Annotated in this window: 22 protein-coding genes and 1 riboswitch; of the genes, 12 read left to right on the plus strand and 10 right to left on the minus strand. The window is 53.9% G+C overall.

Going from position 1 to position 24630, the window contains the following annotated elements; genetic code table 11:
* Positions 1 to 125: 125 nt before the first annotated feature.
* The 4 genes from mobB to AAAH10_RS07935 are packed head-to-tail and all read left to right on the plus strand — an operon-like array spanning position 126 to position 2758.
* The gene (gene mobB, locus AAAH10_RS07920) at positions 126 to 671 is read left to right on the plus strand and encodes a molybdopterin-guanine dinucleotide biosynthesis protein B (protein ID WP_343562291.1); all 546 of its coding nucleotides are present in this window, start codon (positions 126 to 128) and stop codon (positions 669 to 671) included.
* A gap of 39 nt (positions 672 to 710) precedes the next feature.
* Complete coding sequence (locus AAAH10_RS07925) at positions 711 to 1988, plus strand: molybdopterin molybdotransferase MoeA (RefSeq protein ID WP_343562293.1); 1278 nt, start codon at positions 711 to 713, stop codon at positions 1986 to 1988.
* Entirely contained in the window at positions 1985 to 2239 is a 255-nt protein-coding gene (gene moaD / locus AAAH10_RS07930; protein ID WP_343562294.1) for a molybdopterin converting factor subunit 1, read from the plus strand. Before AAAH10_RS07925 ends, moaD begins: the two co-directional genes overlap by 4 nt.
* 3 nt (positions 2240 to 2242) lie before the next feature.
* The gene (locus AAAH10_RS07935) at positions 2243 to 2758 is read left to right on the plus strand and encodes a molybdenum cofactor biosynthesis protein MoaE (protein WP_343562296.1); all 516 of its coding nucleotides are present in this window, start codon (positions 2243 to 2245) and stop codon (positions 2756 to 2758) included.
* A gap of 151 nt (positions 2759 to 2909) precedes the next feature.
* On the opposite strand, the gene AAAH10_RS07940 is transcribed toward AAAH10_RS07935, so the two are convergent.
* Both AAAH10_RS07940 and AAAH10_RS07945 read right to left on the minus strand, forming a co-directional pair.
* Positions 2910 to 4301, minus strand: coding sequence for an alanine/glycine:cation symporter family protein (locus AAAH10_RS07940; protein ID WP_343562298.1), 1392 nt, complete (start codon positions 4299 to 4301; stop codon positions 2910 to 2912).
* Positions 4302 to 4588: 287 nt separating this feature from the next.
* On the minus strand, positions 4589 to 5275 hold the full coding sequence (locus AAAH10_RS07945) for a cell wall hydrolase (RefSeq protein WP_343562300.1): 687 nt from the start codon (positions 5273 to 5275) through the stop codon (positions 4589 to 4591).
* A 561-nt stretch (positions 5276 to 5836) separates the two neighbouring features.
* Between AAAH10_RS07945 and AAAH10_RS07950 the strand changes: the two genes are divergently transcribed.
* Positions 5837 to 6694: a DUF748 domain-containing protein gene (locus AAAH10_RS07950; protein ID WP_343562302.1), complete on the plus strand. Its 858-nt coding sequence runs from the start codon at positions 5837 to 5839 to the stop codon at positions 6692 to 6694.
* Positions 6695 to 6781: 87 nt separating this feature from the next.
* Here the strand turns inward: AAAH10_RS07950 and glcF are convergent, their stop codons facing one another.
* Together glcF and AAAH10_RS07960 are read right to left on the minus strand one after the other, a co-directional pair.
* The gene (gene glcF, locus AAAH10_RS07955) at positions 6782 to 8143 is read right to left on the minus strand and encodes a glycolate oxidase subunit GlcF (RefSeq protein ID WP_343562303.1); all 1362 of its coding nucleotides are present in this window, start codon (positions 8141 to 8143) and stop codon (positions 6782 to 6784) included.
* A gap of 175 nt (positions 8144 to 8318) precedes the next feature.
* Entirely contained in the window at positions 8319 to 9026 is a 708-nt protein-coding gene (locus AAAH10_RS07960; RefSeq protein ID WP_343562304.1) for a GntR family transcriptional regulator, read from the minus strand.
* Positions 9027 to 9283: 257 nt separating this feature from the next.
* Here AAAH10_RS07960 and AAAH10_RS07965 point away from each other — a divergent pair, with 257 nt between their 5' ends.
* Together AAAH10_RS07965 and AAAH10_RS07970 are read left to right on the plus strand one after the other, a co-directional pair.
* Positions 9284 to 10195 carry a dihydrodipicolinate synthase family protein gene (locus AAAH10_RS07965; protein ID WP_343562305.1) on the plus strand — a complete coding sequence of 304 codons (912 nt, stop codon included), beginning with the start codon at positions 9284 to 9286 and terminating at the stop codon, positions 10193 to 10195.
* Between the two features lie 3 nt (positions 10196 to 10198).
* A complete protein-coding gene (locus tag AAAH10_RS07970) occupies positions 10199 to 11722 on the plus strand; it encodes an aldehyde dehydrogenase (RefSeq protein WP_343562306.1) in 1524 nt (507 codons plus the stop codon).
* A gap of 58 nt (positions 11723 to 11780) precedes the next feature.
* On the opposite strand, the gene AAAH10_RS07975 is transcribed toward AAAH10_RS07970, so the two are convergent.
* The 4 genes from AAAH10_RS07975 to AAAH10_RS07990 form a co-directional block, all read right to left on the minus strand.
* Positions 11781 to 13028 carry an FAD-binding protein gene (locus tag AAAH10_RS07975; RefSeq protein ID WP_343562308.1) on the minus strand — a complete coding sequence of 416 codons (1248 nt, stop codon included), beginning with the start codon at positions 13026 to 13028 and terminating at the stop codon, positions 11781 to 11783.
* Positions 13029 to 13082: 54 nt separating this feature from the next.
* Entirely contained in the window at positions 13083 to 14570 is a 1488-nt protein-coding gene (locus AAAH10_RS07980; protein ID WP_343562310.1) for an FAD-linked oxidase C-terminal domain-containing protein, read from the minus strand.
* Positions 14571 to 14790: 220 nt separating this feature from the next.
* Positions 14791 to 14916, minus strand: coding sequence for a type B 50S ribosomal protein L36 (ykgO, locus tag AAAH10_RS07985; protein ID WP_343562312.1), 126 nt, complete (start codon positions 14914 to 14916; stop codon positions 14791 to 14793).
* Between the two features lie 185 nt (positions 14917 to 15101).
* Positions 15102 to 16085, minus strand: coding sequence for a class I SAM-dependent methyltransferase (locus tag AAAH10_RS07990; protein WP_343562314.1), 984 nt, complete (start codon positions 16083 to 16085; stop codon positions 15102 to 15104).
* 436 nt (positions 16086 to 16521) lie between these two features.
* On the opposite strand from AAAH10_RS07990, the gene AAAH10_RS07995 reads away from it, so the two are divergent.
* The 3 genes from AAAH10_RS07995 to AAAH10_RS08005 all read left to right on the plus strand — a co-directional run bounded on the left by AAAH10_RS07995 (position 16522) and on the right by AAAH10_RS08005 (position 20020).
* Positions 16522 to 17607, plus strand: a complete 1086-nt coding sequence (locus tag AAAH10_RS07995; RefSeq protein ID WP_343562316.1) for an FAD-binding oxidoreductase — start codon at positions 16522 to 16524, stop codon at positions 17605 to 17607.
* 207 nt (positions 17608 to 17814) lie between these two features.
* Positions 17815 to 18011, plus strand: a riboswitch (cobalamin riboswitch).
* 121 nt (positions 18012 to 18132) lie between these two features.
* Positions 18133 to 19371, plus strand: coding sequence for an aromatic ring-hydroxylating oxygenase subunit alpha (locus AAAH10_RS08000; protein WP_343562318.1), 1239 nt, complete (start codon positions 18133 to 18135; stop codon positions 19369 to 19371).
* Between the two features lie 181 nt (positions 19372 to 19552).
* A complete protein-coding gene (locus AAAH10_RS08005) occupies positions 19553 to 20020 on the plus strand; it encodes a DUF302 domain-containing protein (RefSeq protein ID WP_343562320.1) in 468 nt (155 codons plus the stop codon).
* Positions 20021 to 20091: 71 nt separating this feature from the next.
* On the opposite strand, the gene AAAH10_RS08010 is transcribed toward AAAH10_RS08005, so the two are convergent.
* Positions 20092 to 21909 (minus strand): aminopeptidase P family protein, encoded by a 1818-nt coding sequence (locus AAAH10_RS08010; protein ID WP_343562322.1) that lies wholly within the window; start codon positions 21907 to 21909, stop codon positions 20092 to 20094.
* Between the two features lie 490 nt (positions 21910 to 22399).
* Here AAAH10_RS08010 and AAAH10_RS08015 point away from each other — a divergent pair, with 490 nt between their 5' ends.
* Together AAAH10_RS08015 and AAAH10_RS08020 are read left to right on the plus strand one after the other, a co-directional pair.
* Positions 22400 to 22786 (plus strand): DUF1127 domain-containing protein, encoded by a 387-nt coding sequence (locus AAAH10_RS08015; protein ID WP_343562324.1) that lies wholly within the window; start codon positions 22400 to 22402, stop codon positions 22784 to 22786.
* A 474-nt stretch (positions 22787 to 23260) separates the two neighbouring features.
* The gene (locus tag AAAH10_RS08020) at positions 23261 to 23542 is read left to right on the plus strand and encodes a DUF1127 domain-containing protein (RefSeq protein WP_343562326.1); all 282 of its coding nucleotides are present in this window, start codon (positions 23261 to 23263) and stop codon (positions 23540 to 23542) included.
* 188 nt (positions 23543 to 23730) lie between these two features.
* Here the strand turns inward: AAAH10_RS08020 and AAAH10_RS08025 are convergent, their stop codons facing one another.
* Positions 23731 to 24627 carry a 50S ribosomal protein L11 methyltransferase gene (locus tag AAAH10_RS08025; protein WP_343562328.1) on the minus strand — a complete coding sequence of 299 codons (897 nt, stop codon included), beginning with the start codon at positions 24625 to 24627 and terminating at the stop codon, positions 23731 to 23733.
* Positions 24628 to 24630: the final 3 nt, after the last annotated feature.

Here is a 24630-nt window from a genome sequence, read left to right on the forward strand (position 1 = left end):
AAAACTGCGCCAGATTGACGCAATTGATCTGGCACGTTGCGAAGCTCTTCTTCCGGGGCTTATTTCTTATACCAAGGCTCAAACATCAGGCCCGATCAAGACAGCGTTACACAAAGGCTAGCCCAATGACTGATGCAACTGCAAAAAACACCAAGGTACTCGGCTTCGCAGGCTGGAGTGGCAGCGGGAAGACCACCTTGCTGGTGGACCTGATTCCCGCCCTGCGAAAGCGTAATATCACGCTTTCAACGGTCAAGCATGCCCACCACAACTTTGATGTCGACCAGCCCGGCAAGGATTCCTATCGCCACCGGGAATCAGGGGCAACAGAGGTTCTGATCTCTTCAGGCAAGCGCTGGGCGCTTATGCATGAACTGCGCGAGGAAAAGGAGCCGGAGCTGAAAGATCTTCTTCCGAAGATGTCTGCCGTTGATCTTGTCCTCGTCGAGGGCTTCAAACGCAACAGTCACCCGAAAATCGAGATCTATCGCCCGTCTGTCGACAAACCGCTTCTGTACAGGGAAGACCCTGCAATCATTGCCATTGCAACGGAAAGCCCTGATTGCGAGGCTCTGGCAGACTGCCCCCTGCCCCTGATCGATCTTGACGATGCCGATGCAATTGCGGACTTTATCGTTGAACGTCTGGACAGCCTTGTGCTGAAGGACTGATCCCGCCTTTCAACACGGACACGAAAGGACATCAATCTGATGGCCCAGCTTTCAGATGACTGTTTCGCCCACGGCGGCGCCCTGATGACAGTTCCCGAGGCTCTGGAGATGCTCCGTTCCCGGACGGAAGCCCTCGTTGCAACAGAGGCCTGCCGGCTTCCGGATGCACTCGGCCGCGTTCTGGCAGAGGACATCATCGCCCCGGCTTCGGTCCCGCCTCATCCGAACTCGGCAGTTGACGGTTATGCCGTGTCCTATGGCGATCTGTCCGAAGACAGCGAAACCCGCCTGAAGATCGGTGGCAGGCTGCCTGCCGGAGACAGACCGGCCGAGCATTACGAGGCAGGGACAGCCCTGCGCATCTTTACAGGTGCCATTCTTCCTCCCGGCTTTGACACTGTGTTCATGCAGGAAGACTGCAGCCTTGAACAGGACGACACAATTGTTGTCCTGCCAAAGGGGCTGAAGAAGGGCTCCAATGCCCGTGCCGCAGGCGAAGATATTCTGAAAGGGGAAACCCTTCTGAAAAAAGGTCACCGCCTCAGAGGCGTTGATCTGGGTTTTTTGTCATCCGCAGGCTACGGGCAGTTCCGGGTTTACACTCCGCTGAAGATTGCGCTCTTCTCCACAGGCAACGAGCTGCATGACCCTGTCACCCGGACCGATGATGCCTCCCTGCCCGAGGGCGCCATCTTTGACTCAAACCGTTACACTCTGCTGGGCTTCCTCAAAAGCCGCGGGATTACAGTCACAGATCTGGGCATTCTTCCGGATGACGGCGCAGCCATGAAAACAGCTTTGGCCGATGCAGCCAGGGAACATGACCTTGTCATGACCTCCGGCGGCGTGTCAGTCGGAGAGGAAGACCACGTCAAGGACGCCATCGGGGCTCTGGGTTCCATTCACGCCTGGCGTCTGGCCATCAAACCCGGACGCCCGATCGCCTTCGGGCAGATCGGCAGCACTCCGTTCATCGGGATGCCCGGCAATCCGGTTGCCGTCGTGGTGACTTTTCTGGGAGTTGTGTGGCCTTTCCTTTGCCATCTGTCCCATCAGACCTATATAGAACCCATGGGCCAGCAACTGAAGGCAGGCTTCAAACACAAAAAGAAGAAAGACAGACGGGAATGGGTGCGGGCCAGCTGTCATCTGAACAGTGATGGCACCGTTGAGCTTGTAAAGTATCCACGCGATGGTGCCGGTGTATTGTCCTCTGTCTGCCTCAGTGACGGTTTGATCGAGTTACCGGAAAACGCCCTTGGCATTGAGTCGGGCGATCTGGTGACCTTCTATTCTTTCAGGGAACTCGGATTATGAAAATTCTCTACTTTGCCTGGGTGCGTTCGACAATCGGCAAAGGCATGGACCAGCTGGATGGAAAACCGGAGGGTGTCCAGACGGTTGCCGACCTGCTGGACTGGCTTTCCGGACAGGGTGAAGGCTACAGCAAGGCTCTGGAAAAGCGCGACCGCATTCGCGTTGCCATCAATCAGGACTTCGCAGAGCCCGACGCCACGCTGAATGATGGTGACGAGGTGGCTCTCTTTCCTCCTGTGACCGGAGGATAGCCTATGTCCGGGTCTCTCACAGCCCCTCTCAAGAGCCTCTCCGTTCAGGAAGAGGACTTTGATGTCGGCGCAGAACTCAAGGCCCTGACGGCCGGACGGACCGAGGTTGGGGCAGTCTGCAATTTTGTCGGTCTTGTCCGGGATATCAGCGGGCCTGATGCCGACCATGTTTCTGCCATGACCCTGGAACACTATCCCGGCATGACGGAAAAACAGCTCTCCGCCCTGATCGACAAGGCCTGTGAACGCTGGCCGCTGAGTGGCTGTCGTATTATCCACCGCTATGGCCGCCTGTTACCCGGCGACCAGATTGTCATGGTCATCACCACAAGCCGTCACAGGGAAGCTGCTTTTGAAAGCTGTCACTACCTGATGGACTGGCTGAAAACACGCGCGCCCTTCTGGAAGCTTGAGGAAGACGATCAGGGACAGGGCAATTGGGTCGACGCACGCGAAGAAGACGACCTCGCCAGAGCGCGCTGGGACAAGGCAGCCCCCTCAGACAAGACACAGTCCTGACACTCCAGGCAAGGAAACAAACCGAAAGAGGCAGGCGCTCCCCGGAGCCCTGCCTCTTTCCTTTTTCCCTGATCACAAGACCTGAGGGGCCTGAGAACAAAAAAGGGATGGTCACAGGACCATCCCTTTTTCACGAAATCAGCACTTTGGCTTATTCGGCAGCTTCTTCAGCCTTGCCGTTCAGCTTGGCCATGTACTCCTTGGTCATCTTGAAGACAACCGGAGACAGCAGAGCCAGAGCCACAATGTTCGGCAGAGCCATCATCGCATTCAGTGTATCAGCCAGCAGCCAGATGAAGTCCAGGTTCACCAGAACACCGAGCGGAACAGCCAGACACCATAGGATACGGAAAGGCATGATCGCCTTGACACCCAGCAGGAACTCGACACATTTCTCGCCGTAGAACGCCCAACCCAGAATGGTTGTGAAGGCGAAGACAGCCAGAACGATGGAAACGATTTCACCACCGTAAGGAATGGTCGCACCGAAGGACGCAGCAGTCAGAGCCGCACCGTTGATGACGTTACCATCTGCATCAACAGAACCGAATGCACCGGAAGTCAGAATTGCCAGACCAGTGATGGAACAGATGATGATGGTGTCAATGAAAGTACCCAGCATCGCGATGAAACCCTGACGAACAGGATCGTTTGTTTTCGCAGCAGCGTGAGCAATCGGAGCAGAACCCAGACCGGCTTCGTTGGAGAAGACGCCACGGGCAACACCCTTGGTCATTGCAAGCCATACAGTCGCACCAGCGATACCACCAGCACCAGCGTATGGTGTGAAGGCATACTTGAAGACATCAGCCAGCGCAGCAGGGATCTGGTCAGCGTTCAGCAGCAGAACGATGATACCGCATACGAAATAGGCAATCGCCATGGTTGGAACCAGCTTACCGGCAACGCTACCGATACGCTTGATGCCGCCGAGAACAACAGCAGCAGTCAGAACCAGCAGAACGATACCGGTGATAACCGGATCAACACCGAATGTGGATTCCAGAGCATTGGAAACAGAGTTCGCCTGAACAGTGTTACCGATACCGAAACCGGCAACAGCACCGAAGATCGCAAAGGCAGGAGCGAGCCAGTAGAAGCCCTTACCCAGACCGTTCTTGATGTAGTACATCGGGCCACCAACGTGGTCACCGTTTTCATCAACTTCACGGTACTTTACAGCCAGAACAGCTTCGGCGTACTTGGTGGCCATACCAACCAGCGCAGTACACCACATCCAGAACAGAGCACCCGGACCACCGATAACAACCGCAGTTGCAACACCGGCAATGTTACCGGTACCGATTGTCGCTGACAGGGATGTCATCAAAGCGTTGAACGGGCTGATTTCACCCTCATCGCTGGACTCTTCCTTGTCCTTGCTACCGCCGAGCAAAAGAGAAAAACCGTAGCCAATCTTGCGGATCGGAAGCAGGCCGAGGCCAGCTTGCAGATAGATACCGATACCGAGAATGGCAATCAACATTGGAACGCCCCAGACGATCCCGTTAATTGAACTAATCAGACTTTCAATGGCTTCCATTGAATTATCTCCACATGTTCATTGTTCCCCTGCATCTGAAATGAAAAGAGCAGGAGGTTTCGTGATTTTAAGTTTTGGTGGGACAATGGATTTGTTTTTATTGATGACCTTTAAAGGCCAATTCATGTCGTTCGTAAAGCTAAAATTTACGATTTGATCACATTTTTGCCTTTTTTGATTCAGCAAAATGTAAAAAAGTCCTGAAAAAATCAGGACTTTCGGGAGGTATTTTTTTTCATCTTTTTCATGGCTGCCATGCGAGAATCACAACGCCACAGGTGCAAAAACTACTCTTGCAAACTCGCAACGCGTGTCGACTCACTGTCCTTGCCCGGCTCTCTGTAGAAAATATGCCGGCCAATGGTTGGGCCTTCTTCAAACGCGGTTCTCCACTTCGGGCTGACATAATCCGCGTGATACCACAGCGCACCTTCCGTCAGATCAGAGGAAAGATTCCAGAAAACAAGACGCGCCATGTCCTGGGACACTTCCCAGGCACGATTGTCATCAATCACGTCCTTCTGACCATCGCACCACCAGGAGAACTGGCAACGGTGCAAACGCGTACCGCCCTGCTTTACAACACCACAGACCGTGTCGGGGAAACGCTTGCTGGCCACCCTGTTCATCACGACATGTCCAACGGCACGCATTCCGGACAGACTTTCGCCCCGCGCTTCAAAATAGAGGTTTTCTGCCATGCACTGCAGTTCTTCCTGCAGATTGGCGCTGGTCGGCATCCGCTTGGCCAGCTCAGCCTCGACACCAAAAGACGACACCAGCCGCTTCACAGACAAAGGACGGGCGAAGGCATCAGCCTCTTCCTGGGTGGCGTAAAATGACGGATAGGGAGAAACAGATCCCAAAGAGACAATACCGGCAATCAGCAGTGCAGACAGCCCGAACCAGTACCTCCGGCCAAAACCGCGGAGGCGGTACGCAGCAATTGCAGCTGTTTTCCTGAACACTCTCATCTAGTCTCTCTCAAAGGTTACAGACCGGGGCGCACTGTGAAGATGGTGTCTGATCAGGCAATCACAACAGGTTTGCACAGACAGCGCAGCATCTTCAAAAAACCATATAAGAATAAATACGTGACAATAACAGGGCGCGTCAAAACTTTTTTCATAAAATTATCACAGGATTTTCTTAACACACTGAACTAAAGCAAAGTTAAAATAAAAACAAAAGAGCCTTTACTGTATTCGCAATGCGAATAATTACTTTTACAACTTGAAAGGCAGTCCAAAATGGTTAACGAACGAGAAAAAAAAGCAATTTGCAAAAAACAGACAAAAGAAAAAACTTTCACAGCTCCTTCCCTGAAAGTTATTGTTTTTTCAACAATATAGCGAAAATGATAACTTCATTCCTGTTTCTCCCCCAGTCAGGATTTCCCCTGCAAACCTTTGAAAATCATGACCTTAAAAGTTAATCCTCTCTCATTTTTTTATTTGAGCGATCAACCAATCAAATTATAGTGATATTCTATAAAACACCCCGGAATTTTACCTTCCAGACAACAAGAGGCCCCCATGAACAAGGTTCTGAAAATTGCACTGGGCATTTTCGCAGCAGCAGGTCTGCTGATCGTCGCCCTTCTGGTTTTTGTCTATTCCTCGCTGGACTCCATTGTAAAGACAGCCATTGAGGATGTTGCCTCTGATGTCACACAGACAGAGGTCACCCTGGACAACGTCTCCATCTCTCCGACAGATGGACTGGGAAGCATTGGCGGCTTCCGGATGACCAACCCGGATGGCTTTGAAAGCGACACGGCCTTCAGGTTCTCCGACATTACGGTTCAGCTGGACATCCAGTCCCTGGCCACGGATGTAATCCGTATCAAGGAAGTGCGCATCACCAGCCCGGATGTGACCTATGAACTCTCGCAGTCCCTGAGCAACATTGAGACAATCGGCAAAAACGCCGAGAGCTATGGCACAGGCGCGGACTCCTCTTCCGGGGAAAGCGGTTCTGCCTCCTCCTCCGAAGAAGCGGGCCCCAAGGTTGTGATTGAAAACTTTTACCTGACAGATGGAACGATCCGTCTTGCAGCGCCTTTTCTGGGAGACAACACAGCCAACATTCCGCTTCCTGACATTCACCTGAAAAACATCGGTGAAAACGAAGGCGGCGCAACACCGGCCGAGGCAGCCAAGGCCGCTCTGGACTCCATCACAGGCTCCATCACATCTGTGGCCAGTTCCGTTAACGTCACCGAGCTTCTCGGTGGAGCCGGCGAGGTCCTGAACAATGCGGCAGGAGCAGCACAGGGAGCCGTCGAAGGCGTTGGCGAGAATGTCGGCGAAGCTGCAGGCGCTGTGGGTGAAGGCCTGGGCGATGCTGCAGAGGGCGCAGGTGAAGCCATCAACAATCTCTTTGGAAACTGAGTGCCGGAGCAACTGTCTTCAGGACAGCAGATCCCGACACTTCCAAAACAGAAAGAGCGGCCTGGTGCCGCTCTTTTTTGTGAGAACTTACCTCTCGCGCAGAGCCGACAGGGAGTCCGGTGCCGGACCGCCCGTCATCCAGTCCAGAAGCTCCACTGTGTGGAGAACCGGGCGTTCCGTCCCGCCACCGATTTGCGCAATGCATCCGACATTTCCGCTGATCACAGCCACAGCCCCCGTGTTTTCCAGCGCCGAAACCTTTCTGTCGCGAAGTTTACCTGCCAGTTCGGGTTGCATGATGTTGTAGGTTCCAGCAGAACCACAACACAGATGCCCTTCCGCCGGTTCGCGAACCTCCAGCCCGACAGCACGCATCAGCTTTTGAGGCTGCCATGTGATCTTCTGCCCGTGCTGCATGGAACAGGGCAGATGGCAGGCAACAGGCCCCAGTGAAGATCTGAGAGGATCAAACGCACTCTCTCTTGCCCTCTGAGACAGCGCGGCAAGCGCCACCTCTTCCCCGACCAGAAACTCTGTTATGTCCTTGGCAAGAGACGAGATTTGTTCTGCCATCACACAAAGCGATGAATCATTCCTGAGCAGATGCCCATAGTCCTTGACCGTGGTCCCGCAGCCCGAGGCTGTGACAATAACGCCTTTCAGATCGCCTTTTTTCAGCTCTCCTGACCAGGCCAGCACATTCTGTCTCGCCTTTTCTCTCGCAGCCTCTTCCTTCCCCATGTGAAGTTCAAGGGAACCGCAACAGGTCTCCTCCGCAACAATCTCGACACTGTAGCCCAGTCTGTTCAGAAGACGGATTGTCGCCTCGTTCGTTTCCGGTGCCAGAACCTGCTGGGCACAGCCCTTCAGCAACACAACACGCCCCTTCGCCTGTCGCACGGGTTCGGCAGGAGATCGGGCAGGATGCGTGCCCGCATCGTTTGCCCAGCTTTTCGGAGAAAGTTGCCCCGGCATGAGGTCCAGCATCGCACGGAACCGCCCGGAGGCAAACGGTCTGGCCAGAGGTGCAAAAACACTCCCGAGAACCAGAGCCGTTCGAAACAGCCCCGGACGTGTCAGCAGGGTTGCCAAACCGCTTCTGAGCCAGCGCTCCTGCCTGGGGCGAATACCGGACTCCTCAATATGTGTCCGGGCTTCATCAACAAGGTGCATGTAGTTCACGCCGGAGGGACAGGTGGTCATGCAGGACAGACAGGACAGACAACGGTCAATGTGCTGCACAAAGCCCTCAGTCACCGCGCGATCTTCCTCAAGCAGTGTCTTGGTTTGATAGATTCTCCCCCGCGGACTGTCGCGTTCATCCCCCAGCAACGTATAGGTCGGGCAGGTCGCCAGACAAAAGCCGCAGTGTACACAGCTGCGGATGATCTTTTCCGCCTCCCTGTTTCTGTCCACTGCCAACTGGGCAAGACTGAAATTGGTTTGCATTGGCCCTGTTTTCTCTCTTTTTGACGCAAAACAGATCGATTCATCGCCGATCTCTTGGCAAAAAGCATACAGACAGCCTCACCTTGCAGCAAGAGGTATATTTTTTAGACCTCTCTCTTTTTCATCAAAAACAGGTCCGTCCTGAAGCGTGACCGCAATCATCAATTCCAGCTGCTCAGGCTTCAGCACTCATCATGTCTGTAGAAAGACCGCTTAGCTCCCTGCGGCTCATGTACTTCAGGAAGCGATCCAGAATACCCTGGCAATGCTCACGCACCAGCGCCTCGCCGCGATCGGCATCTCTGTCGGTGATGGCTTTGATGATATCCTCGTGCGCATCATTCATCATGGGCTGCAGGACATCATCATAGGACTGACAATAGAGACGCAGCACACGCCGTCCCTCGTCCAGCAGACGACTGTTCATTTCCTCGACGTAGGGGTTCTGCGAAGCACGGGCGATTGCGACGTGGAAATTGCGGTTGGCCTCGATCATGCCAAGAATATCATTGTCTTCGATGGTCTTGCTGAAAATGTCCTGTGTCTCGCGCAACTCGACCAGATTTTTCTCGGTCCGCAACCCGCTTGCCAGCCTGACCGCAGCACGCTGAACCAGATCAAGCGCATCAATGTACTGGGGAAACTCTTCCAGATGGATCAGGGACACAATGGTCCCCTTGTTCGGAAGCGTCTGGACGAGGCCGTCACTGACCAAGCGAACAAGGGCTTCGCGAACAGGTGAACGGGAGACACCAAAGCGCTCGGACAGGCTCGTTTCATCCAGCGCCTGCCCCGGCTTGAGTTCAAGAATCAGAATCTCGCGCCGCAACACATCATAAACCCGGGCAGCTCCAAAGCCTCTTCCTGCCTTTGCCACTGTCATAGGAGTCTCCTCTCGGGTTTACACAGTCCTGAAATTCAAAGCTGTCGTCTGCTTTTCACGCAGGAACGAATGGCCTGATCTTCTTCGCTATCAAAAGCAGTTTAGTCAAGAAATATCACTTTCGTCCAGATTCTTGTATACAGACTGTCGCCAATGTTTATATAGTCTCTGTCGACAGCCTGAATCCATGAGACCTGAAACCGGGTTTCCAGAGCTTGAATACACCTCTGTCCAGCTTTGAGTGCGAGGAGACAAACATGCGCTTCAAGGGAATTTACACTCCCGTGATCACGCCGTTCCACGAGGACGGCTCGATTGACTGGGATGCTTATGCAGAAATTATCGATAACCAGATCAAACACGGTATCGAAGGCATCATTATCGGTGGCACCACCGGCGAAGTTTATGCTCTGACAGTTGAAGAGCGCATCGAACAGCTGAAATTTGCCAAGGACCGCATCAAGGGTCAGGCCGAATTCATGGCCGGTGTGAACGATCTGAGCGCGGCAACAATCTACACGATGGCACAGGCTGCCAGGGACATCGGCGCAGATTCCATGCTGGTCGGCGCCCCGCCCTACTCCATCCCGACAGAAGCAGAGCTTGCGAACCACGTCCTGCGCGTCGACAAGATCGCAAACCTGCCGATCATGCTTTACAACTACCCGGGACGCATGGGCGTGATGATGGGTGAGGAGTTCCTCAGCCGCGTCGCCCAAAGCTCCAATATCTGCGGTATCAAGGAATCCAGCGGAGACATCAACCGCCTGCACATGTTCGTGCGCCACTTCCCGCAAATCGAACTCTGCACAGGTGCTGACGATCAGGTTCTCGAATTCATGGCCTGGGGTGCAACCTCCTGGGTATCTGCTGCGGGCAACATCTTCCCGAAGGAATGCCGTCGCCTGGTCGAGGTCTGCTCTGTTGAAGGCAACTTCGACAAGGGGCGTCGCCTGATGAAGGCTTTCCTGCCCCTGATGCACACTCTGGAGCAGGGCGGAAAATTCATTCAGTGCGTGAAGTACGGTGCCCAGCTGCAGGGTCTGCCGTCCGGCGCAGGCCCTCGCCCGCCACTGCTGCCCCTGAAAAAGGAACTCAAGCGCGAGATGGATGAGATCATCCGCAATGTGCGCATCTCCGTTAACGCTATTCTGGAAGAAAAGGAATAAGCCATGTCTGATCTTTTGACACACGACGATTATCGCGCCCTTGCTGCCCAGATCACTTTCCCGACCAATGCCTTTATCGACGGCACATTCCAGAAAGCCAAATCCGGCAAGACCTTCGAGACAGTCAACCCGGCAACGGGCGAGGTTCTCGCCAAGATTGCTGCCTGCGATTCCAGCGACGTGGACTACGCTGTCGAACGCGCCCAAAAGGCCTTCGACGATGGCGTCTGGTCCAATCTTGCACCTTCCGAGCGCAAGGACATCATCATCAAATGGTGCAAGCTCATGCAGCGCCACCGCCACGAGCTGGCAGTTCTGGAAAGTCTTGAAAGCGGCAAGCCGATCAGCGAATGCCAGCAAACCGACGTTCCGGAAACAATCCATGCGATCAAGTGGCACGCCGAAGCCGCCGACAAGCTCTATGACCAGATGTCCCCGACCAATGACGATGCCATCAGCATGATCGTCCGCGAGCCCCTGGGTGTTGTCGGCTGCGTTCTGCCATGGAACTATCCGCTGATGATGGCAGCCTGGAAACTCGGCCCGGCCCTGGCAACAGGCAACTCTGTCATCGTCAAGCCTGCCGAGCAAACCAACATGACCCTGCTGCGCATTGCAGAGCTCAGCGTTGAAGCCGGTATCCCTGCCGGTGTTCTCAATGTTCTGACCGGCATGGGGCCGGATGTGGGCGAGCCCATGGGCCGTCACCCGAACATCGAAGCCCTTTCCTTCACGGGCTCCACAGAAGTCGGACGCCTCTTCCTGAAGTTCTCGGCAGAAAGCAACCTGAAGAAAGTCATTCTGGAATGCGGTGGCAAGAACCCTGCTGTGGTTCTCTCTGATGCAGAAGACCTCAACAATGTCGCACGCCACGTTGTCTATTCTGCCGTCTGGAACATGGGGCAGAACTGTACAGCGAACTCCCGCCTGATCGTTCACAAGGACGTCAAGGACGAGTTGATGAAACACATTGATCAGCAGATCCGCAACTGGAAGACAGGCGATCCTCTCGACCCGAGCAATCAACTGGGCGCGATCGTCTCACAGGAACAGTTCGACAAGATCATGGGTTACATCGAAATCGCCAAAAAGGACGGCGGCAAGATCATCCATGGCGGCAAGGCAATCGAACTGAACGGGGGCCTGTTCATCGAACCCACAATTGTTGACAACGTCACACGCGACATGACAATTGCACAGGAAGAAATCTTTGGCCCTGTGATGGCTGTCATGACAGTTGGTTCCGATGCCGAAGCCCTCGAACTGGCCAATGACACCTGCTATGGCCTGCAGGCTTCCCTCTACACAGGCTCGCTGAAAAAGGCCCACCGCTTCTCCCGCGCCCTCAAGGCGGGAACGGTTTCTGTAAACAGCTACAGCGAAGGCGACATTTCCACGCCGTTCGGTGGCTACAAGCAGTCCGGCTTCGGTGGTCGCGACAACTCCCTGATGGCACACGACCAGTACACCGAGGTCAAAACCATCTGGATCAACACCAGCGATGAAAGCATTGATGACGACGTATAAGTCGCCTTCAGGCACACCCGATAAAAAACAGCCCGCCCTTGTGCGGGCTGTTTGTGCTTCAGGCCTTGAAATGATGAAACATCCGACCAGTGTTGAGAATGCACTCAGGATCAAAACTCGCCTTGATCCGCTTGCTGAGCAGCTCTTCAGCCGGTGACAGGGGATGAAAAACCGGGGTCTCGTGATCATAGTCCTCCGGCTGAACCCAAAGGGTCGCATGGCCGCCAAAGTCCTCGACCTCTTCCCTCAGAGCTGCAGCGCAGTCTCCGAAATCATATGTTTCAGGCACCCTGACCCAGATCAGCCCCCCGCCCCAGTCCATCGTAAAATCAAGCTCGGGACGATCAACCAGCAGACTGCGCATCAGCCTTGCCCCTTTCGAAGGCGCGACAGAAATCTTCCACAGCCCGTCCGTGCGTCCCAGCTCGAGACCGCTCTGGCCAACAGCCGCCCAAAAGGCCTTTGAACGGGCCTCATCTGACACATGAAGTTCAGTCTTTTGCCCCCCGGAGAGGATCAGACCGGACAGACGTTCTGTGCGCTCCCGCACAGCCGCCTCATGCCCCTCAAGCCGCGCGACAGCAACCCAGGGCACGGAAAGCGGCAGTTCCCCCCTGAACCCCGATGCAGGCACAGCAGCGGCCGAAGACACCGCAAAGGCCGATCCCAGGGCACGTGTCATCAGCTCAACAGCCTCCTCAGGAGTCTGTGCCCCCATGAAAAGACTCTGCTCTGTCTTGAAACCCGGCTGCGTCTTGATGACAATGTCAGTCAGAAGGCTCACAGTTCCATAGGATCCACAGACCAGCTTCATCAGGTCATAGCCCGTCACATTTTTCACCACGCGCCCACCGGCCTTGTAGATTTCTCCACGCCCCGAGACAGCATCATACCCGAGGACGTGATCCCGGACAGACCCGGCTGTCAGCCTGCGAGGACCGGCAAAGTTGCTGCTGACAACCCCTGCAAGGGTTCCCAGCACAGCCCCGTCGCCCTTGAGGAAAGGTCCGGACACCAGCGGCTCAAATCCCAGTTGCTGACCCGCAGCTGTCACCGCCTCCAGTATCTCTGTCATGGGCGTTCCGGCCCGCGCGCAGAGCACCATCTCGTCAGGATCATACTGGGTGATGCCCGACAGAGCTGTCATATCAACCCTGTGCTCGTCATTTCTGCTCTCTGCCGAGACGTTGTCCAGATGAGCTTTTGATCCACTTCCGACAACGTTCAGCTTCTCGTCTCCGGACAGAGCCCACTGAACGATCTCCTGAACCTGTTGGACATTGGAAGGTTTAAAGAATTCTGGCATGACAATCACTTCCAGCTTGAAACAAGGAAAAACGCTACGACAGGATCAGCCTGATCAGAAACGCGGAATATCCGGGAAGGGCATCTGCCCCTTGTGAATGTGCATCCGCCCCAGTTCCGCACAGCGGTGCAACTGGGGAAAGACCTTGCCGGGGTTGAGCAGTCCTTGCGTATCAAAGGCACATTTCAGACGCTGCTGATGCTCCAGATCGGTTTTGGAAAACATCTCCGGCATCAGATCGCGTTTTTCCACGCCGACACCATGTTCCCCTGTCAGAACACCACCCATTTCAACACAGAGGCGCAGAATATCGGCTCCGAACTCCTCAGCCTTGTGCAGGTCCCCTTCCTTTGAGGCATCAAAAAGGATCAGGGGATGCAGATTGCCATCACCCGCATGAAAGACGTTTGCCACATCCAGCCCGTAATGCTGCGACAGCTCCTTCATCCGGCGCAGGACTTCGGGCAGTTTCTTGCGCGGAATCGTCCCGTCCATGCAGTAGTAATCCGGAGCCAGACGCCCAACAGCCGGGAAAGCCGATTTACGACCGGCCCAAAAGGTCTGGCGTTCTTCCTCACTGTTGCTGGCGCGAATGGAGGTTGCACCGTTTTCCCCGGCGAGTCTGGAAACCTCTTCAATCAAGAGGTCAACCTCTCCCGCCGGGCCATCCAGTTCCACAATCAACAAGGCCTCCACATCCAGAGGATAGCCTGCGTGGACAAAATCTTCAGCCGCATGAATGGCAGGACGGTCCATCATTTCCAGACCGCCCGGCACGATACCGGCTCCAATAATGCTCCCGACACATTCCCCGGCCTGCTCGGAGCTTGGAAAGCCCATGAGAACGGCACGGGCCGTTTCAGGCTTGGGCAGAATGCGCACCGTCACTTCTGTCACCACAGCCAGCAGCCCCTCGGACCCTGTCAGAAGCCCCATGATGTCATAGCCACCTGAATCAAGATGTCGCCCGCCAAGACGCAGGACCGTACCGTCGATCAGCACCACCTCGAGTCCCAGCAGATTGTTTGTCGTCAATCCGTACTTCAGGCAGTGAACACCCCCCGAATTTTCAGCCACGTTTCCACCGATGGAACAGATAATCTGACTGGAGGGATCAGGCGCGTAATAGAAGTTGTTCCCTTCCACAGCCCTGGTGATTCCCAGATTGCTGACGCCCGGCTGGACAACCACGCAGCGATCCTCATAATCAATGTCCAGAATTCTGTTGAACTTGCCCATTGCAAGCAGAATGCCGTCTTCCAGCGGAAGGGCTCCACCCGAGAGCGATGTACCGGAACCACGCGGCACAACCTTGATCCCCTCGTCATGACAGTATTTCAGGATTGCTGAAACCTGCTGCGTTGTCTCGGGAAGGACAGCCATCAGGGGCGGCTGTCTGTAAGCTGTCAGTCCGTCAGATTCAAAGGCCTGCAACTCCTGCAATTCCGTCACCACAGACGAAGCCGGCAGGATCGATCGCATTGCTGCTGCAATCTTCTCCCGGCGATCCAGCACAGCCTGATCCGGCCTGGGCATCTCCATGGCTATAACCTCTCTGACTTTTGTCGTTTCGCGATCCCTTGTTACAGACGGGATCTTCACTGAAACATCATACACATTTTCAATTGGTCTGAAAAGTAGACCAATTATACATACCCTGTCTTTCGAGGGAATAAAAGACTCTGCAGGGGCGAAATGTAAAAAACGCCCTTTCCGGATGGAAAGAGCGTTTTTCAAAAACCAGTCACTTCAGCAATCAGGCTTAGCCCTGACGTGCCTTGAAACGTGGGTTCTTTTTGTTGATCACATAGACGCGGCCGCGACGACGGATCACACGACAGTTCTTGTCGCGCAGCTTTGCTGTCTTCAAAGAGTTTACAACTTTCATAATCCTACCCTCGGCATTGTTTAGTCCGGTTCGGGATGCTGAAGCACTGACCAGAAGTCAGCCCTTTCAACTGTCAACCACCGAGACTTGCAGATAAAGCTGAGGGGGTCATAGCCGAATTTCCCCGCCAACAAAAGGAAAAAGTCACGAGTCCGCGTCTTTTTCTGATTTCTCCGAAGAAAATCCTACCAGTCAGACATCAGCTTGGAATTCGAAGGACGCATTCCCAGGAAACGATACAAACGAATACGCCCTTCCTTCAGCAGGCGAACCCGCTCCGTCCACATTTCGGCTTCAACCACAATTGCATCGGCCAGATGGTCCGGGATCTTCTTTCCCTGCAGTCCAAGCGTAAACTCGCGCCAGCGCCCTTCAACCATGTCGATATACTTCGGGCTGATGTCCTCGGAAATCCTGACATCCAGACCGTTCTCCGTCATGGTCTCGGTATAGTCCCCGACCTTCCAGAGATCACAGTCATGGAATTCATTCTCGTTCCAGTCAAACGCGGCCCGTTCGTTCTCCGTGTCCTTGGGATTTTTGGGTTCCTGAAGAACAAAATCGGTAAAGAGAAACTGTCCCTCGGACTTCAGGGCCTTGCACAGGTCGGTAATCAGGCGCGTCCTGTCCTTGTAGGTATAGAGGATCTCCTTGGAAAAGATGCAGTTGAAGGAGCGTTCGTCAAAAACCTGCTTTTCCGGAGAAAACCCCTTGATCGGAGCCTTTTTGGCCAGCCCTGCCTTGGTCGAGAGCTCCATGCCCTTTTCAACCATTGCAGTTTCCCGCTCAAACGCGTTGACCCAGACTCCGAACTTGTCCGCCATCAGCCGGGAAGAGCCGCCAAGACCGGCCCCGATATCTGCGACATTCATCGCCGGGTCCAGCCCGAAGGGTTTGATCAACTCGAGGATATACTCCTGCTCTCCCGGGGAGGAATAGCCTTCCCCCCACAGTTCCTGCAGCAACTGAATGCGGGCATTTTCCTGCTCTTCATCGCTGACGGGCAGTTTCTCGTCACTCTTGTCCTTCGCACCGACAGAACGGGTTTTAACGTGGATTTCATACCCGTTCCACCAAGCCTTCAGCTTGTCCATGAAGGTGATTTGTGCTGGCAGCTTATCTGATTTTTCACTCAACGCCTGACACCCCATGATCGCATCAACAGACACGATCCCGCTAAATCCCGCATGCGCCTTCCAGATTTTTGCCTGTTTTCTGCTGAGGCACACAATTTATTTTTTAAATACCAATCCCGCCTTTGAACCCACTAACAAAGAACGAATCCGCTATCTTCTAACTATATTACTGCCATTACGCAAATTTCAGCGCTGATCCTAGGTTAAAAAGATTAACAAAAATTCCTTTCGCCAGACTTTTTTTTCATAATTTGTCACAATTGATCGGACCGGGAAAAGCGGGGCAAACACCCTTTTCAAAACGTTCGCGCAATAAGCGAAATATCTTCCCAAACGTTTTTCAGGCAATTCAAGTCGCTTTCAAGCGATCCTGAATTTCACAAGGCTTTCACAAATCAGAAAACGAAGATGAGAAGCAGGTACGTCGGCTTCCAGACTATTGATCACATATACATCCGGAGAGATGAGCATGGGTTTGCAAGAAAACTTTGAGACTCTTGATGAGGCACCATCCTGGAAGGATGACGAACTTCTTGAGTGTGTCGCCGTTGTTCCCGAAGCACCAAACACAGCGACCTTTTCCTTTCGCGCGCCATCCGGGGCCTGGTTCAAATACCAGCCGGGCCAGTTTGTAACGCTTGAACTTCCCGTACCGGGTGAAACGGTTTACAGAACCTACACCATCTCCTCCTCTCCGTCCCGGCCCCTGTCCCTTTCCGTGACCGTCAAGGCACAGCCGGACAGTATCGGCACACGCTGGATGCTGGATCACCTCCGCCCGGGCATGAGGATCAAGGCCATGGGACCTGCGGGTATCTTCACCCTTCCAAACCGCCCGACAGGCAAGTACCTCTTCATCTCCGCCGGCTCCGGTGTAACGCCTTCCCTGTCCATGACCAAATATCTCTTCGACCGCGGACAGGACCCGGACATCTGTTTTGTGAACTGCGCCAAGCGTCCCTCGGAAATCATTGCCCGTTCGGATCTGGAGCACATGGCATCACGCGTTCCGGGCATCAAACTTCACTTCATTGTGGAAGAAGACGATCCCTTCAGAACCTGGTCCGGCTACCGCGGCATGCTGAACCAGATTGTTCTGGGCTTTATTGCGCAGGACTATCTGGAGCGCGAGGTTTACTGCTGCGGTCCCGATCCCTTCATGCAGGCTGTCCGCGAAATGCTCATCGCCATGGGCTTCAACATGGACAACTACAATCAGGAAAGCTTTGGTGCTCCTGTTGAAAACGAAGCTGACGCACCCGAGACAGACGACGTTATCCTTGAAGATGACAAGGAAGCGGTCATCGAGTTTACAAATTCCGGTGTCAGCCACACCTGTACACAGACAGACACCGTTCTCGCTGCCGCAAAGGCAGCTGGCCTCAACATTCCATCCGGCTGTACTTTCGGTGTTTGCGGCACCTGCAAGGTCAAAAAGACAGAGGGCGAGGTCCACATGGTCCACAACGGCGGCATCAGCGACGAAGACGTCGAAAACGGCTATATTCTGGCCTGCTGCTCCAACCCGATCGGCAAGGTTGCAGTAGAAGTCTGATCTGCTGAAATCGCGTTCAACCCCTGACAGAAGGCCTGCAATTGCGGGCCTTCCATCGTTTTTGAACCCTGAACGGGTGAGCCATTTCCACCATCAGACAAATTCAGTTAAGCCAAGAAGAAGCCACCTTGCATTTTCTTTTTCATCCTTTCGCAGATTTTTCAGATTGGGTCGTTTTTAAGCGGCCTTAAAAGGTCAAAGAGGAAGAAAAATCATTTTTAGCAGGGTGCTGCAAAACGCAGAGAATTGGGAAACTGGTGAGACACCAGTGCTGCCCCCGCAACGGTAACAGGCTGACAGGCAGAACAACTCCACTGAGGTCATTCCTTGGGAAGGATCTGCCCCAGGTTCTTGACGAAGAACCCGCCTGAAGCCCGGAAACCAGCCTTGCTAAAGCATAAAAAAATACTGCTGAAAGCGGAGAACCAGACGTTCACCTGGCCTGCTTAACGGCACCCTGTCCCCAATTCGAAGATTAAACAGCAACACAAACCGCGGGGCGCGGTTTTTCAGGAGAACATTGACATGTTGCACGAACAAAAAGCACTGGCCGCATTAACGCAGCACAAGGAAGGCCATTCCCTCCCGCAGGCGTTCTACAATGATGCCGACATCTATCAGGCTGACCTGGAAACCTTCTTTTACAATGACTGGCTTCTGACCATCGCCGCTTGCGAAATTCCGAAAGCCGGCAATTACGTCACCCACAAGGTTGGCGCCTATTCTGTCATCATCGTTCGCGGCAACGATGGTCAAATTCGTGCGTTCCACAACTCCTGTCGCCACCGCGGTTCCCGCATCTGCTCTGCAGCAAAGGGCTCATCCCCGAAGCTCGTCTGCCCTTATCACCAGTGGACCTACGAACTTGATGGCAGCCTGCTGTTCGCCCGCGACATGGATGAAAGCTTCAACCCGAAGGATCACGGCCTGAAAACCGTTCATTGCCGTGAGCTTGAAGGTATTGTCTTTATCTGTCTCGCAGACCGTGCCCCCGATTTCGACAGCTTTGCCGAAACCGCGCGCGCCTATCTGGTTCCACACGACCTGAACAATGCAAAGGTTGCCTATGAGAGCACCATCATTGAAGAAGGCAACTGGAAGCTCGTTTTTGAGAACAACCGCGAGTGCTATCACTGCAGTGGCAGCCATCCGTCCCTGACGCGCACCTTCCCGGACGATCCCGATGTTGCTGGTGTTGACGGCGGCGGGGAAGCAGAACACGTGATGAAACACGTCACACGCTTTGAAAACGCGGGCGTCAAATCGAAATTCCACCTTTCTGCCAACGGTCAGTACCGTCTGGCCCGCATGCCTCTGCTGGGGTCCGGCGAAAGCTACACGATGGACACAAAAGTGGCTGTGACAAAGCCACTGGGCACCCTGCCCTACAAGGACGCAGGCAGCCTGCTGTTCTTCCACTACCCTTCCACATGGAACCACTTCCTGTCCGACCATGTTCTGCTGTTCCGCGTCACACCGATCAGCCCGACAGAAACGGAAGTCCGCACCACATGGCTGGTTAACAAGGACGCAGAGGAAGGCAAGGATTACGATCTGCAACGCCTGACCGAGGTCTGGATTGCAACCAACGATGAAGACCGCCAAATCGTCGAGGAAAACCAGATCGGTATCAACTCCCCGGCCTACACGCCTGGTCCCTATTCCAAAAAGCAGGAAGACGGCGTGATCCAGTTCATTGAGTGGTACACAACAGAGCTGCGCAACCGCCTGACAGGCGTGCACCTGAAAGCAGCTGCGGAATAAGCACTCCGCGCTCACCAAGACACAAAAAGGCCTGCAACGTCGCAGGCCTTTTTTGTATTCAAAACAGAAATATCACAGGAAAACACAGAGTTGTTATTGGTCTGCCGAAACAAATCATGTTTGATTTTTCATGCGAAAAAACGACAGGCACCTTCAATGTATGAAACAGAGAGGCATTCCAATGAAAAAGCTCGTTACGCTTCTGGCAACATTCGCTCTTTTGTCCCTTTCCCTTTTGACTGCCCAGGCTGATGAAATGACGTCTTCCCTTGTGACCAAGAAAAGCAATTATTCTGTAACCGAAACCCTTGATCGTCTGGCCGGTGCTGTCACCAACGGCGGTGGCGTAATCTTCGCCCGCGTTGATCATGCAGCAGGCGCAAAGAAAGTCGGCGAGGATCTCCGCCCGACAGAAATGATCCTCTTTGGAAATCCGAAAATCGGCACCCCGGCGATGCTGGCATCCCAGACCATGGGACTTGATCTGCCCCTGCGCGCCCTGGCCTGGGAAGATGAAAGCGGACAGGTTTTCCTTTCCTACCACCTGCCTGTTCTGATCGGTGATCCCCATGGTCTCAAGGACGATCACGCAGCCCTGCAAAAGCTGACAGGGGTGATGAAAAAACTCGAAGCCGTTGCAACACAGTAATCCTGATCATCCCGCAACAAAAAAGCCTCTCCAAAAGATCGGAGAGGCTTTTTCATGTCTACATTGCTGTTCTACAGAGGCGCTGTCTTTTCCTCGAGCCATTTCCGGACATCAGGCTCCAGATGCTGACCAAGCGTCTCGCGCACACGCTTGTGGTACGCATCAAGCCACTGTCGCTCCTGCACAGTCAGCAGCTCCACCATGATCAGTTCCCGCTCGATGGGACAGAGCGTCAGCGTTTCAAAGCCATAAAAGGTCCGGTCAGCCTGCTTTGCCGCCTGCTCGTCCAGTTTCGACATCGGCTGAACGATTATAAGGTTCTCGATCCTGATTCCATAGCCTTCCGCTTTGTAATAGCCCGGCTCATTTGAAAGGATCATGCCTGTTTTCAGAGCATTCGTGTTCCAGGCCTTGGAAATCCGCTGAGGCCCCTCGTGGACGCCCAGGAAAGCGCCAACGCCATGACCGGTTCCGTGGTCAAAATCCAGCCCTTCAGCCCAGAGAGGCCCGCGCGCAATGGCATCCAGATGCGTTCCGGTCGTTCCCTCCGGGAAACGCGCCATGGACAGGGCAATCATCCCCTTGAGAACCAGCGTGAAGCGACGTGAAATCTCCTGCCCCAATGCAGAATCCGGCGTTCCGATATAAACAGTCCGGGTGATGTCGGTCGTTCCTTCCGGGAACTGGGCACCGGAATCAATCAGGAAGGTCTCTCCCTCAAGCAAGGCACGGTTGCTTTGTTCATCCACCTTGTAATGGCAAATCGCAGCATGAGGCCCGGCCGCGGAAATGGTATCAAAGGAGAGATCGCTGAAGCCCGGCAGCGCCTGACGAAACGCCAGAAGCTTTTGCTCAACCTCGATCTCTGTCAGCGGGTCACCACTGCGCACACGCGGCAGGGCTGTCTCCTCCAGCCATTTCAGGAAGCGCACCATTGCCAGAGCATCCCGTTCATGCGCAACACGACTTCCCTGCAATTCGCTCTCGTTTTTACAGGCCTTCGGAAGCTGACAGGGATCCTGTGCCCTGACAATTTCCGCACCAGCCTTTTCCAGACGCTGAAACAGACGAACAGGCGCGGTCGCCGGATCAAGAGAGACACGGCCACCAGCCAGCCCGTCCAGCTCCTCATCAAAGGAAGCAGGGTTCAAAATCGCAACAGAGTTCGGCAATGAAGCTCTAACATCATCCGTGATCTTGGCCGGATCAACGAACCAGTCAACAGCCCCCGATGAGCGGACAATCGCAAAGGAAAGCACCAGGGGTGTATGAGAAACATCCGCTCCCCGCACATTGAGAAGCCAGACAACAGAGTCAGGCAGGGTCAGGACAGTTGCATCCGCACCCTGCTCCACCAGTCCCTCGGCAATACGCACGATCTTTTCAGACGCCCCCTCTCCGGCAATCGCAGGGTTGTGCGCAAAGGCCTCTGTCACAGGAGCAGCCGGCTGATCGTCCCAGAGGCTGTCCACGGGATTGACGTCCAGAGGGACAAGCTCGAAACCTTCGCAGCTCCCGGAAAGAGTCTTGATCTGGTTTTCGGAATGCATCCAGGGATCATAGGCAATTCTGCTGCCCTCGGCGGTATTTGTCGCCAGCCACTGCGAAGAGGGGTCGTCAATCAGATGGCAGTACTCAAACAGCTCGCCATCCACCTGCTCTCTCACCTGAATGGTGTAACGCCCGTCAACAAAGATTGCGGCCTTGTTCTGCAAAACAATGGCATGACCAGCAGAGCCACTGAAACCGGAGAGCCATTTCAGGCGTTCTGCACTGGGAGGCACATATTCACCCTGATGCTCGTCGGTTCGCGGAACAACAAAGCCGTCCAGCCCCTTTTCCCTCAGCAGTTCTCTCAGTTTTTCAAGTCTTTGCCCGTGCTCAGCCATTTTGGAAATTCCCATTGTTCCAGTTTGACAGGATTGTTTTGTACACAGGATGCACACAGCCAAGCATTCAGGCAACTTTTCTCTTCACGCCACCACCTGCCCGAGTCTTTCTGCAGGAAAAGCCCCTTTTTCCTGTCTCCTTTGTGACAAACAGCACTGGAAGCGGCCTGTTCTTTTTCAAGAGTGGCAAAAAATCCCATCGAAAAAAACGCTGGAAACCTCTCCAGAAATCCGCATCAAGTAATTGATATTAATATAATAAATCCCGATATGCTCTTTTCGCATATCAGCTGAAAAATATTTGCAATTTTTTTGTAACATTACTGTCACTAAGTTTACATCAACACCGCAGGCCACAGGTCAAACGAATTTCAGGGAAGTCTCTCTTACGCAGAGAGCCCTTCAGCGGGATACAGGTTTTCAGTGATCCCGATCAACCGCCCCTGGATCAGGCAACTGCGTCACATTTTTTATGAAAGGAAGTAGGGATATGACAAACACAATCTACGATCTTGCTTCTGCCGCTCCAAAAGCAGCCAACACCCCGACACTGGTTTCAGTGGCAGCAGAGCGTTACACCGTTCACTACCGCGTTTTCAAGCTGGCCAAAGCAGCGTTGAACGCTGTCGTCAATGCATACAACAAAGGCCGTGCGACACGTGCACTGTCCCGCCTCTCTGATCGTGAACTGGCTGACATCGGCCTGTCTCGCGGCCAGATTTCCGAAGCTTTGAACAATGCCTATGCTGCACAACCTGAAAAGCGCGGCCGGGCCGGCACAATCGATTTCGCCAGCAGTGCGGAGTTCACCAAATACGATCACGGTTCTGTCGTTGCAGCAAACTGCGGCGGCAAGGACCGCCAGTCTGTCGCCTGAAGGCATCAGACGCATCCGGCCTGTCCTCCGGGATCAGGTTGAACAGACAAGGTCCCTGCAGCCTTACCCTCTCCTTCAGGGATACCAGAAGCGCACTGCTTGCATAGCAGTGCGCTTTTTTCATTAAAAACCCTCTCAAAAAGCGTCAAAAAATCGCAAAAATGGTTAACAAAAACAAAAATGCATAGCTTAAATATTTGATAAATAATAAAAAAATAAGTTTATACCTTTTATGCATAGCAGAATTCAGGTCTTTGCGATTCAAACCTGTTCCCCATGCGACTATCTTTTGTTCACAGCCGCTGACAAGACAGCGATCTGCCCCGGAAACACAGGCCGAAACAGACTAGCGTAAGACCTGAAAAACCGGAACGTTGGCGACCCGAGGCGAGGCTTATCGAATAGGGCTTCGGACAAAGTGCAGATCATAAACCGGCAGACATCAGGACACTGCCATTTAAAAGGACAAAGATCATGAGCGCTCTTTTCAACATCGCAAGCAACCCGGCTCAACAGGCTCCGGTTCTGGTTTCCGTCGTTCCACAACGCTATTCTGTTTTCTACCAGATCAACGAAACCTTCAAAGCAGCTTTCAAAGTCGTTTCCGACCGTTACAAGGCACACAAACTGGCCAACGAACTGGCTGAACTGAGCAACACAGAGCTGAGCGATCTGGGTATTGCCCGCGGCAACATCGAAGCGATTGCTCGCCTGTCTGTGAAAAACCCGGGTCAGGACCCACGCGAAATCGTCTAACGGTTTCCTGTCCTAACGGACACCAAGGATTGTTCATGCACAAAGCCCCGCCGAGACAACTCGCGGGGCTTTTGCATTGCCATAAGGAACCTCATCCGCACAAACAGCCCTGTTGACAGGGCTGCAAATGATCAGACGCTTTAATGTCTTATTCTTTTGAGACCAGAGAGCTTTCGGAACAAAGACAACTAGGGCTTTTCAAAGACCAGTGTCGCCCAGTCCCCGAGATGCAACTCCCGCTTCAGGGTGAGACCGAGAGCCTCGTGCGCCTTCTGCACCTGTTCCTGCTGGGTGATCAGCAAGCCGGACAGAACAGCATGTCCGCCGGGCTTCAGAGCCTTGTCCAGATCAGCAGCCATCATGCAAAGCGGTTCAGCCAGGATATTTGCAACAATCAGATCGAACGGCGCCTGCTCTCCAACAGCTGCGGTTGCATAGCCATCACCGGCCAGAGCCTCAATGCCGCTCACCCTGTTCAGCTCCGCGTTTTCGATTGTCACGCGAATGGAGGGTTCATCGATGTCAACGGCCAGAACCTTCGACTCCTGCCAGAGGTGACGCAGCGCCATTGCCAGAATTCCCGAACCCGTCCCCATATCCAGAGCCGAAGCAACGGGAACAGCTTCCTTCTCAGCCAGATCGGTCAAAGCCAGCAGACAGCCTTTGGTGGTGTCATGCTGCCCTGTTCCGAAAGCAACGTTCGCCTCGATCAGGAGGGGAATGGAATCCGCGGGCGGCGCGTCCTGAACATGAGATCCATAAACGTAGAAACGACCGGCATGGATGGGAGGAAGGGCCTTCTGGCTTTCTGCAACCCAGTCAACATCCGGAAGCTTTTCCACTGTCACCGCCGGGATCGGATCCCCATAGACTTCAGCGACATTCCCAAGCAAAGCCTCAACCTCTGCAACAGGAACATCGCGCTGCACATAAACCTGGACAGGAATGCCAGCTTCGGTTTTGCCGGAGGTGACAATCGCGCCATCCAGAGGCTCCATAGCCATTTCATAGCCGCCCAGATGCTCTTCCGGCGCAGCAAAGCTGATACACCACATATCAGGGTGCTGCTGAGTGCTGTCAGTCATGTT

Origin of the sequence: Carbonatibacter coralli, assembly GCF_039592655.1 — a bacterium.
GTDB classification, from domain to species: Bacteria; Pseudomonadota; Alphaproteobacteria; order Kiloniellales; family Kiloniellaceae; genus Carbonatibacter; species Carbonatibacter coralli.

Bases quoted from the DNA above. Each gene is read 5' to 3' on its own strand.
- AAAH10_RS07995 (WP_343562316.1), top strand. From the start codon at position 16,522: ATGGGTTTGCAAGAAAACTTTGAGACTCTTGATGAGGCACCATCCTGG.
- AAAH10_RS07960 (WP_343562304.1), bottom strand. From the start codon at position 9,026: ATGACAGTGGCAAAGGCAGGAAGAGGCTTTGGAGCTGCCCGGGTTTAT.
- AAAH10_RS07980 (WP_343562310.1), bottom strand. From the start codon at position 14,570: ATGGAGATGCCCAGGCCGGATCAGGCTGTGCTGGATCGCCGGGAGAAG.
- AAAH10_RS07940 (WP_343562298.1), bottom strand. From the start codon at position 4,301: ATGGAAGCCATTGAAAGTCTGATTAGTTCAATTAACGGGATCGTCTGG.
- mobB (WP_343562291.1), top strand. From the start codon at position 126: ATGACTGATGCAACTGCAAAAAACACCAAGGTACTCGGCTTCGCAGGC.
- AAAH10_RS08025 (WP_343562328.1), bottom strand. From the start codon at position 24,627: ATGACTGACAGCACTCAGCAGCACCCTGATATGTGGTGTATCAGCTTT.
- AAAH10_RS07970 (WP_343562306.1), top strand. From the start codon at position 10,199: ATGTCTGATCTTTTGACACACGACGATTATCGCGCCCTTGCTGCCCAG.
- AAAH10_RS08000 (WP_343562318.1), top strand. From the start codon at position 18,133: ATGTTGCACGAACAAAAAGCACTGGCCGCATTAACGCAGCACAAGGAA.
- AAAH10_RS07965 (WP_343562305.1), top strand. From the start codon at position 9,284: ATGCGCTTCAAGGGAATTTACACTCCCGTGATCACGCCGTTCCACGAG.
- moaD (WP_343562294.1), top strand. From the start codon at position 1,985: ATGAAAATTCTCTACTTTGCCTGGGTGCGTTCGACAATCGGCAAAGGC.
- AAAH10_RS07945 (WP_343562300.1), bottom strand. From the start codon at position 5,275: ATGAGAGTGTTCAGGAAAACAGCTGCAATTGCTGCGTACCGCCTCCGC.
- AAAH10_RS07975 (WP_343562308.1), bottom strand. From the start codon at position 13,028: ATGCCAGAATTCTTTAAACCTTCCAATGTCCAACAGGTTCAGGAGATC.
- AAAH10_RS07935 (WP_343562296.1), top strand. From the start codon at position 2,243: ATGTCCGGGTCTCTCACAGCCCCTCTCAAGAGCCTCTCCGTTCAGGAA.
- AAAH10_RS08005 (WP_343562320.1), top strand. From the start codon at position 19,553: ATGAAAAAGCTCGTTACGCTTCTGGCAACATTCGCTCTTTTGTCCCTT.
- AAAH10_RS07925 (WP_343562293.1), top strand. From the start codon at position 711: ATGGCCCAGCTTTCAGATGACTGTTTCGCCCACGGCGGCGCCCTGATG.
- AAAH10_RS07950 (WP_343562302.1), top strand. From the start codon at position 5,837: ATGAACAAGGTTCTGAAAATTGCACTGGGCATTTTCGCAGCAGCAGGT.
- AAAH10_RS08015 (WP_343562324.1), top strand. From the start codon at position 22,400: ATGACAAACACAATCTACGATCTTGCTTCTGCCGCTCCAAAAGCAGCC.
- AAAH10_RS08010 (WP_343562322.1), bottom strand. From the start codon at position 21,909: ATGGCTGAGCACGGGCAAAGACTTGAAAAACTGAGAGAACTGCTGAGG.
- ykgO (WP_343562312.1), bottom strand. From the start codon at position 14,916: ATGAAAGTTGTAAACTCTTTGAAGACAGCAAAGCTGCGCGACAAGAAC.
- AAAH10_RS08020 (WP_343562326.1), top strand. From the start codon at position 23,261: ATGAGCGCTCTTTTCAACATCGCAAGCAACCCGGCTCAACAGGCTCCG.
- glcF (WP_343562303.1), bottom strand. From the start codon at position 8,143: ATGCAAACCAATTTCAGTCTTGCCCAGTTGGCAGTGGACAGAAACAGG.